This window comes from Hymenobacter sp. (genome assembly GCF_035709525.1).
GTDB lineage: Bacteria > Bacteroidota > Bacteroidia > Cytophagales > Hymenobacteraceae > Hymenobacter.
Map to the genome: position 1 here is coordinate 1 of NZ_DASTEP010000064.1, position 8,468 is coordinate 8,468.

Annotated in this window: 9 protein-coding genes; 7 read left to right on the forward strand and 2 right to left on the reverse strand. The window is 62.3% G+C overall.

The window, feature by feature from the left end; translation table 11 throughout:
- Positions 1 to 136 precede the first annotated feature (136 nt).
- Positions 137 to 718 carry a hypothetical protein gene (locus tag VFO93_RS06030; RefSeq protein ID WP_325133443.1) on the reverse strand — a complete coding sequence of 194 codons (582 nt, stop codon included), beginning with the start codon at positions 716 to 718 and terminating at the stop codon, positions 137 to 139.
- Positions 719 to 871: 153 nt separating this feature from the next.
- Positions 872 to 1,678, reverse strand: a complete 807-nt coding sequence (locus VFO93_RS06035; RefSeq protein WP_325133444.1) for a M48 family metallopeptidase — start codon at positions 1,676 to 1,678, stop codon at positions 872 to 874.
- 269 nt (positions 1,679 to 1,947) lie between these two features.
- On the opposite strand from VFO93_RS06035, the gene VFO93_RS06040 reads away from it, so the two are divergent.
- The 7 genes from VFO93_RS06040 to VFO93_RS06070 form a co-directional block, all read left to right on the forward strand.
- Entirely contained in the window at positions 1,948 to 2,562 is a 615-nt protein-coding gene (locus VFO93_RS06040) for a fumarylacetoacetate hydrolase family protein (RefSeq protein WP_325133445.1), read from the forward strand.
- Positions 2,563 to 2,665: 103 nt separating this feature from the next.
- A complete protein-coding gene (locus tag VFO93_RS06045) occupies positions 2,666 to 4,690 on the forward strand; it encodes a M23 family metallopeptidase (RefSeq protein ID WP_325133446.1) in 2,025 nt (674 codons plus the stop codon).
- A 140-nt stretch (positions 4,691 to 4,830) separates the two neighbouring features.
- Positions 4,831 to 5,280, forward strand: coding sequence for a thioredoxin-dependent thiol peroxidase (gene bcp, locus VFO93_RS06050; protein WP_325133447.1), 450 nt, complete (start codon positions 4,831 to 4,833; stop codon positions 5,278 to 5,280).
- Positions 5,281 to 5,413: 133 nt separating this feature from the next.
- Positions 5,414 to 6,832 (forward strand): vWA domain-containing protein, encoded by a 1,419-nt coding sequence (locus VFO93_RS06055; RefSeq protein ID WP_325133448.1) that lies wholly within the window; start codon positions 5,414 to 5,416, stop codon positions 6,830 to 6,832.
- 87 nt (positions 6,833 to 6,919) lie between these two features.
- The gene (locus VFO93_RS06060; protein WP_325133449.1) at positions 6,920 to 7,492 is read left to right on the forward strand and encodes a sigma-70 family RNA polymerase sigma factor; all 573 of its coding nucleotides are present in this window, start codon (positions 6,920 to 6,922) and stop codon (positions 7,490 to 7,492) included.
- 32 nt (positions 7,493 to 7,524) lie between these two features.
- Complete coding sequence (locus VFO93_RS06065; RefSeq protein WP_325133450.1) at positions 7,525 to 7,983, forward strand: hypothetical protein; 459 nt, start codon at positions 7,525 to 7,527, stop codon at positions 7,981 to 7,983.
- An 8-nt stretch (positions 7,984 to 7,991) separates the two neighbouring features.
- A partial coding sequence (locus tag VFO93_RS06070) for a hypothetical protein (protein ID WP_325133451.1) occupies positions 7,992 to 8,468 on the forward strand: 477 nt, incomplete at its 3' end.

The following is an 8,468-nucleotide window of genomic DNA, read 5'->3' on the forward strand; positions in this document are numbered from 1 at the left end:
GGGGTAGTGAAAAGCAATGTCTTTCCACTACCCCCATTTTTTGCCTGGTGCGCCTACTTCTTTTTTCCGCTGTCATTGGCCAGCAGCAAGGCCAGGGCGGTGAGCGAAAAGCGTAGCAGCCATTTAGTTGAAGTTTTCATCGGCGCGTAAATAAGCTGTTTTCGGGTAGCACCTGGAAGGTGCAGGTGCTGCCAGCTTCCACGTTGTCGCCGCAGCTGGAACCCACGATGCGGTCGCCCTCGAAGTCGAAAACGCACGTCGGGCAGCCGGTGCCCGTGAGCACGTAGCGCTCGGCGTCGGGCGTGAGGTAGAGCGAGCCGCTGCCGCTGTCGCGCAGCGGCAGGGCCATCGCCCGGAAGTGCCCGTCTTTCAGGCCCATGCCAATGAGGTAGTACGTTGTTTTCTCCTTGGGCGCGCTCGGCGCGGGCCGCACCAGCACCTTATCCACCACGGTGCCATCGCCAAACTGCCGGATAAAAGCCGAAGCCAGCACCGACTGCGCCGTTTTGAACGTGGGCGGGCCGGCCTCCACTACCTGGGCTATCTGCTTGCTCACCAATGCGCTGCGGCGGTCGGCGGCCTCGTCGCTCAGGCGCTGGGCTTCGCGCACGGGGTCGCTGCTTTCGCGGGTGCGGGTAGTTTCGCAGGAAGTAAGCAGGAGCAGCCCAGCCAGCAGGCTCAGTGGGCTCAATCCGAGCAGGCGGGGTAGTAGTCGCATAGTGGAAAGGGCGGGATAACAGTTAATGGATTAATAGCTGAATTACTGTTAGTTGAATAGCTATCTTTACGAGCGCAGCTAAACAACCGCACCCAAACGGCGTGGCTGAACAGGTGCGATTGCTTTGCTACGCTCGCAAAGACCGGCAAGCTGCTAGCGTGCCTTGTAGTACTTCTGCGCCTCGGGCAGCAGGCGCTCGATGTCGGCGATGCGGGTAGCGTCGGCGGGGTGGCTCGACAGGAACTCGGGCGTACCGCCCTGGCTTTGGGCGGCCATGCGCTGCCAGAACGGAATGGCCTGGGCCGGGTTGTAGCCCGCCATCGCCATGAAAATCAAGCCCAAATGGTCGGCCTCACTTTCCTGGTTGCGGCTGAACTTGAGCAGCAGCACCTGGCTGCCGAGCTGCGTGCCGGTACCCACGGCGCTGGCAAAAATGCTCTGGGTAGCGGCCGGGTTTTTGGTGAGGGCCGTGGAGATGGCCGAGGTACCGAGCTGGGCCAGCATCTGGTCGCTCATGCGCTCCGAGCCGTGCTTGGCCACGGCGTGGGCTATTTCGTGGCCCATTACCACGGCCAGGCCGGTTTCGTCGCGCGTGATGGGCAGAATGCCAGTGTACACGGCCACCTTGCCGCCTGGCATACACCAGGCGTTCACCATCTTATCATCCTGAATGAGGTTAAACTCCCAGTTGTAGCCGGCGAGTTGGTCGCTCTGGCCTTGGTCGCGGAAATACTTTTCTACGGCGGCCTGAATGCGCTGGCCCACGCGGCGCACCATCGCCACGTCGGCCGAGTTGGTCGAGAGCTTGGCAGTACTCAGCGTTTCCTTGTACTGGGTCACAGCCAGGGCATTCATCTCGCTGTCGGACACCAGGTTGAGGGTGCGGCGGCCGGTGATGGGCACGGTGGTGCAGCCGGTGGCGAGGGCGAGGCTGGCGGCGAGAACAACTTTCTTAAACATAACTAGCGTGTCTGGTTGGGAAGAGCAAGAATAGCGGCGGCTCTGTTTAAAAAAGCACGTTTGGGGCCAATTTCGGCGAGCCGCCGTCGGGGCTATACGCAACCGGGCGGGGAGAATGTTTACTTTGTGGCTGGAGCGCCGCCGCCCGCCCGGGCGGCGGGCGCGGCACAAACGGGCTGCGGCATTGAAAACCCGCGCCTTTTCTCCGCAGTATCCTACTTTTTCTTACCTGCCTGCTGCCTTTTGGCGCGGCCCCTCCCCTGCCTCCCATGAAAATTATTTGCATCGGCCGCAACTACGCCGACCACGTAGCCGAGCTGCAAAACGAGATTCCTACCGCGCCCGTCATTTTCCTGAAGCCCGAAACGGCGCTCATTCAGCGCGGGCAGCCGTTCTTCTACCCCGATTTTTCGAAGGATATTCACTACGAGCTGGAGCTGGTGCTGCGCATCAGCAAAAATGGCCGCCACATCGAGGAGCAGTTTGCCAACACCTATTTTGACGCTATTTCGCTGGGCATCGATTTCACGGCCCGCGACCTGCAAAGCGAGCTAAAAAAGAAGGGCTTGCCTTGGGAATTGGCCAAGGCTTTCGATGGCTCGGCGCCAGTGTCGCCTACTTTCAAGCCCGCTACTGAGTTCGCCGATTTTGCCGACATCAACTTCCGCCTCGAAGTGAACGGCGAGGTGCGGCAGCAGGGCAATTCCAGCCTCATGATGTACCCGTTTGCCAAGATTATCAGCTTCGTATCGCGCTACATCACGCTCAAGCAGGGCGACCTTATTTTCACCGGCACGCCGGCCGGCGTGGGCCCGGTGCAGATGGGCGACCAGCTGGTGGGCTACCTCGAAGACGAGAAAATTTTGGAGGTAGCCGTGCGTTAAGCCATGTAGGGTAAGCGTTAGCTTGCCTCGTACCTACTGCGTTATGGCAAGCTAAAGCTTACCCTACAAAGAAAAGTTATTTATTTTGCTGACTACTAAACTAATGCGCCGGCTCGTACTGCCGGCCGCAGGCGGATTGCTATTGCTGGCCACCACCACCCACGGCCAGGACGACGGCAGCGACGACACCACTACCCGCCGGGCCAGCGGCCCCATCCGGCCCACGGCGGCGGCCCCGGTGGCCGTGCCGCCGGGCTACTTTTTGTTGCCCATCATGCCCGGCCAGCCCAATTTTCTGGCCGCCAGCATGGGCGAGCTGCGGCCCAACCACTTCCACGGCGGGCTCGACATCAAGACCGCCAGCGTGATAAACAAGCCCGTGTACGCCGCCGCCGATGGCTACGTCTCGCGCCTCAAGCAGTCGTCGTTCGGCTACGGCAACGTACTGTATATCACGCATCCGAATGGCCTAACGACCGTGTACGGCCACCTCAACGAGTTTCTGGACCCAGTGCTGGCCGAGCTGCGCCGCCAGCAGTACGAAAAGCAGACCTACGAACTGGAGCTGTTTTTCAAGCCCGGCCAGTTTCCGGTGAAGCGCGGCGAAGTGGTGGCCAAATCGGGCAACACCGGTGGCTCGGCCGGCCCGCACGTGCACTGGGAAGTGCGCGACGGCCAGGACCGCCAGCTGAATCCCTTGCAGTGGGGCGGCTTTACCGAAATTCAGGACCACCAGGGGCCGATTTTGCAGGCCCTGGCCGTGGAGCCGCTGGGCATCGCGGCGCGGGTGCGCGGGCAGTTCGAGCGGGCGGTGCTAGTGCCGAAGGTGCAGCCCGCGCCGGGTGCGGCCACCGTTTTCCCCGACACCGTAAGCTGTGTGGGGCAAGTAGGCTTGCTGCTGCAAGGCTTCGACCGGTTTGACGGGGCGTGGAACAAGAACGGCATTCAGCGCGTGACGGTGTACGTGAACGGGCAGCCGCACTACCAGCACGTTATCGACGCGGTGCCCTTTCCGAATGGCTCGCGGCAGGTCAACAATTTTGTGGACTACGCCTACCATTTTCAGTCGGGCCGCATGCTGCAAAAGCTGTGGGTAGACGAGGGCAACGACCTGCCGTTTTACACGCCGCCCGGCCTTGGCCAAGGCAAGCTAACGGTAGAGCCGGGCAAGGTTTATACCATTGACTACGAGCTGGCTGACTCGTACAACAACAAGGCCACCGCGCGGGTGATATTGCGCGGCGAAAAGGCCGCCGACTACGCGGCCCTCGCGCCCAAGGCCGCGCCCAGCGCCGCCCGGCCGCTGTTGCGCTACGACATCACGCGCAACCTGCTGCGCGCCGTGGTGACGCACGCCACCGACACGGCCGGCGTGCCCGCCAACCTGGTGCTGCGGCGCGGCGGCCGGCAGCTCGAACTGCGCCCTAGCTACACCAAAGGCCCCGAAACCACCTACCTCTACGACCTGCGCGCCGGCCTGCCCGACTCGCTAATTTTCGACCAGGTGACGAAGAAATTTGACCGACAGGCGATGATTCCGGCCGGGCAGGAAACGAGCTACACCACGCCGTTTCTGCATCTGGTTTTCGGGCCGCAAACGCTGTTTTCGCCCCTTCACCTGAATACCGCGCACGTGCCCGCCACGGCCGCCGCGCCCGAAACCTGGGTAGTAGGCTCGGCCAGCACGCCGCTCTACCTGTCGCTGCGCATCACCTTGAAAGCCAGCGCCCCCGTAGTCAACCGCGCGCGCACGGCCGTGTACAGCGTCACGGCCAAGGGCGGCCGCGCCTACGTAGGCGGCACCTGGGATGCTAGTGGGCAGCAAATCTCCTTCAACACCAAAGTATTCGGGCAGTACCGCCTTTATACCGACACCAAAGCTCCCGAAGGCCGCCTGCTGGGCCGGCCCGGCGGACAGTTGCTGTTCCGGGTGGGCGATGATTTGTCGGGCTTGTCGTCGTACAAATTATTCATCGGCGGGCGGTTCCGGCTGTTGCGCTTCGAGCACAAAAACAGCACGTTGTTCACCGTCGCCAACGACCCCGAGGCCCCGGCACTGCGCGGCCCCGCCGAACTGCGCCTGACCGACCAGGCGGGCAATGAGCGCGTGATTCCGCTCAGTTTATAGTTTTTGTCATTACGAGGAGGAACGACAAAGCAATCGCACCCGAACGGAACCCGAGCAGCGCGACTGAACAGGTGCGATTGCTTCGCTGCGCTCGCAATGACAATTCAAAGCTCATAATTCAAAACTCTCCACTCCTACCCATGCTACTAGAACCCAGCACCCCCGCCCCCGATTTTACCGCGCCCGACCAGCACGGCAATCCGTTCACGCTCAGCAGCCTGCGCGGACACAAAGTCGCCCTCTACTTTTATCCCAAAGACGATACGCCCGGCTGCACCGCCCAGGCGTGCAACCTGCGCGACAACGAGGCGCAGCTTGCCGCGCAGGGCATCAAGGTAGTAGGCGTGAGCATCGACAACGCCGCTTCGCACGCCAAATTTGCGCAGAAATACGACCTGGCTTTTCCGCTCGTGGCCGATGCCGACAAAGAGATTGTGAACGCCTACGGCGTGTGGCAGGAAAAGAAAAACTACGGCAAAACCTACTGGGGCGTGGTTCGCACCACGTTTTTGCTGGATGAGCAGGGCGTGATTACCCGCGTCATCAAGCGGCCCGACACCAAGGAGCACGTTGCGCAGTTGCTGAAGTAGCGAGTAGCTTGGACTTTGTAGTCCGAGCGCGAGCGCAGCTCGCATCTGCCTTAATAAGGCTCGCTTGACGCGGCTGCGAGCTGCGCTCGCGCTCGGACTCGCAGAGTCCAAGCTACTTGCTTACCTTGCGCCTATGCACCTTGCCTTCCGCCTGTCCGTTCGCCTGCGCTTCTTCTTATTAATTAATTTGTTGCTCGCCCTGGGCAGCAGCCTGCCAGCCCAGGCGCAAAACGCCCCCGCCGAGCGGCCCAAGGTCACGCGCATCCTGTTTCTACTCGATGCCTCGGGCTCGATGATGGCGCCCTGGGAGGGCCAGCCGCGCTGGGAAGTGGCCAAGCGCCTGCTGGCCAAAATGGCCGACTCGCTCAACAGCTACCCCAACCTGGAGCTGGGCCTGCGCGTGTACGGCCACCAGCACCCCAATGCCGAGCAAAACTGCGAGGACTCGCGCCTCGAAGTGCCCTTCGCTCCTAAAAACGCCGCCGCCATCAAGGCCAAGCTCAAGGTGCTGAAGGCGCAGGGCAATACGCCGATAACGTACTCGCTGGGGCAGTCGGCCAACGACTTTCCGCTGGATAAAACCTCGCGCAACGTGCTGCTGCTCATCACCGACGGCGTGGAGTCGTGCAAGGGAGACCCCTGCGCTATTTCGCTGGCGTTGCAGCGCAAGCGGGTGTTTTTGAAGCCGTTCGTCATTGGCATTGGGGCGCAGAAGGAGTTTGGCAAGGCCCTCGAATGCCTGGGCCAGTACTACAACGCGGCCGAGGTCAAGACCTTCAAAACGGTGCTTAACGACGTCATCGCCCAGACGCTGGCCAAAACGACCGTGGCCATCAACCTGACCGACGAAAACGGCCGCCCGGTGGAAACCAACGTCAACATGACGTTTGTGAACAACGTGACCGGGCAGCCCGAGTACAACTACGTGCACTACCGCGATGCGCAGGGCAAGGCCGACGTGCTCGACATCGACGCCTTGCAGAGCTACGACCTGACCATCAACACGGTGCCGCCCGTGCGCCAGGCCAACCTGGCCATCAAGGCCGGCAAGGCCAACGTGCTCAGCTATCGCACGCCGCAGGGCACGCTGGCTTTGCAAGGCCCCAACGTGAGCCCCAACCCCTACGGCACGGTGCAGGCGGTAGTGCGGACGCCGGCCGGCGCGACGGCCGTGGCACTACCCTTCGGGGCCCGGCAAAAGCTGCTGGCCGGCAACTACGAGGTCGAGATGCTGACCTTGCCGCGCACGGTGCAGCGCATCGCCATCCGGCAGGGCCAGACCACTACGCTGACCTACGCTGCGCCCGGCACCCTCAACATTACCAGCGACTTGAAGGGCCAGGGCAGCATCTACCAGGTCGGTGCCGACGACTCGCAAACCTGGGTGGCCAACCTGCCCGAGGCCAGCAGCAAGGTCAACCTGGCCATGCAGCCGGGCGTGTACCGGCTGGTGTTTCGCACCGCCACCAGCACCGGCAGCAAGTTTACCGATGTGCGCAACTTCACCATCCGCTCGACGCAGACTACTTCGGTGGCAATTTTTGGGCGGTGATGGATGTGCAGGCTAACGGGAAATTAGCCAAGCGTTAAACCCGGCGCGCCAGCTACCATCCAACCAAGTGCCTACCTGCTCCGCCGCTTGGAAGACCACGAAATCTTAGCCAAATTCCAAGACCCCGCCAGGCGCAACCTGGCGTTTAACCAGCTCGTGCGCAAGTACCAGCAGAAGGTGTACTGGCACGTGCGCAAGATGGTAATCGACCACGACGATGCCGACGACCTCACCCAGGATGTCTTCGTGAAGGTGTGGAAGCACCTGGAAAACTTCCGGCAGGATGCCCAGCTTTTTACCTGGATTTACCGCATCGCCACCAACGAGTGCCTAGGCTTTTTGCAAAGCAAGCGGCGCAAGTTTTTCCTGCCAATCAACGACGTTGGGGCCGAGCTGGCGGCCAAGCTCGAAGCCGACCCCGCCATCGCGGGCGACGAGATAGAGCTGAAGCTGCAACGTGCCATCCTGCGCCTGCCCGACAAGCAGCGCCTGGTGTTCAACCTACGCTACTACGACGAGATGCCCTACGAGCAGATGGCCGACATCACCGGCACCAGCGTGGGCGCGCTCAAAGCCAGCTACCACCACGCGGTGCGCAAAATCGAGGACTACGTGACCAATGCCGACGACCCTGGCTATTCTTCGGCCGACGCCGATTAAACCCTGGGCCGTTGCATTCATCCAATGTTTATATGAAACCTTCTTTTCGTCTTGACCAGCACCCGCGCCGCTGGCCGCAGCCGCTGAGCAGCCCGCCCGCCGGCTACTTCGAGCACTTGCCCACGCGGGTGATGGCGCAGGTGGCCGCCACCGCGCCGGCCCGGCGCCCGCTGCTGCCGGGCTGGCTGCTGCAAGCGCCCGCCTACGTCCGCACGAGCCTAGCCTCGGGAGTGCTGCTGGGCACGTTTGCCGCCGCACTGTGGCTGGGCGGCGGGCCGGCGAGCCCGCCCGCTACGACCGATGCGCTTGCTAATATTCCGCAGGAGCAGTTGCTTGACTACCTCGCCACCGACGCCCACCTCACCACCCTGGATTTGGCCGAGCTGCCCGCCCACAGCCTCGCCCTCACCCGGCACTACCTGCGGCCCTCGGCTACCGAGCTGAGCGAAGCCCTTGATGCCCAACCCACTGAAGAAGCCGCTGCGATTTAGTTTTTGCTATGAATTCGTTACGCTCTATCATCTTTACTACTGCCTGCCTGCTGGCACTGGCTACCACCGCACCTGCCCAGGCGCAGACGCGCCTCGGCGGCCGGGGCCGGCTGGCCCAGCCCGGCAGCCGCCTCAGCCAGCTCGACAACGCCCGCATTGCCTTCATCACGGGCCGCCTCACGCTGAGTCAGGACCAAGCCCAGCGCTTCTGGCCGGTGTACAACGAGTTCACGGCCAAGCGCCGCGAGTTCAACCGCTCGGTGCGGCAAGCACGCCTGGCCCTCGCCAACGCTGGCCTGAGCGACGCCCAATTGCGCGACAATTTCAACCAGGAGTTTGCCTTGCGGCAGCAATTGCTGACGCTGGACAAAGACTACTTCGAGCGCTTGCAGAAGGTGCTGAGCTTGCGGCAGGTAGCCCAGCTCTACCAGGCCGAGCGCGACTTTACCAAGGAGGTATTGCAGCGGGTGGCCGGCCGGCCGGCC

Excerpts from the sequence above, each read along its gene's own strand:
- VFO93_RS06030 (WP_325133443.1), bottom strand. The coding sequence starts at position 718 with ATGCGACTACTACCCCGCCTGCTCGGATTGAGCCCACTGAGCCTGCTG.
- VFO93_RS06035 (WP_325133444.1), bottom strand. The coding sequence starts at position 1,678 with ATGTTTAAGAAAGTTGTTCTCGCCGCCAGCCTCGCCCTCGCCACCGGC.
- VFO93_RS06040 (WP_325133445.1), top strand. The coding sequence starts at position 1,948 with ATGAAAATTATTTGCATCGGCCGCAACTACGCCGACCACGTAGCCGAG.
- VFO93_RS06045 (WP_325133446.1), top strand. The coding sequence starts at position 2,666 with ATGCGCCGGCTCGTACTGCCGGCCGCAGGCGGATTGCTATTGCTGGCC.
- bcp (WP_325133447.1), top strand. The coding sequence starts at position 4,831 with ATGCTACTAGAACCCAGCACCCCCGCCCCCGATTTTACCGCGCCCGAC.
- VFO93_RS06055 (WP_325133448.1), top strand. The coding sequence starts at position 5,414 with ATGCACCTTGCCTTCCGCCTGTCCGTTCGCCTGCGCTTCTTCTTATTA.
- VFO93_RS06065 (WP_325133450.1), top strand. The coding sequence starts at position 7,525 with ATGAAACCTTCTTTTCGTCTTGACCAGCACCCGCGCCGCTGGCCGCAG.